This is a genomic window from Mesorhizobium sp. Arg314 (assembly GCF_053714275.1).
Window position 1 is genome coordinate 1 of sequence record NZ_JBSKBP010000351.1, and the last position, 263, is coordinate 263.

At 58.9% G+C, this 263-nt stretch carries 1 protein-coding gene; it reads right to left on the reverse strand.

The genetic code is table 11. The features are described 5' to 3' along the window. Positions 1 to 263: OmpA family protein (locus ACWGS9_RS35820; protein WP_454509562.1), on the reverse strand; the 263-nt coding region annotated here is incomplete at both ends.

Genomic DNA, 263 nt, shown 5'->3' on the forward strand with positions numbered 1-263 from the left:
CCCTGGCCATCAGTGTCAAGCCGCGCCGCGGCGATGCCGAACTTGACAAGTTCAGCCTTGATGGATGCGGCTCGCTGCTGGGAGAGCTTCAAGTTGACCTTGGGGTCACCGATCGAATCCGTGTGCCCGACGATGCGGAGTGTCCACGATGGGTTGTTCTTGAGAGTGACGGCCATGTCCTTGAGCAAGGGGGCGGTGTCGCGCTGAATGGTGGCCTTGCCGAAATTGAAGTGGATGCCATAGAGATCGTAGGCCTTCACTGT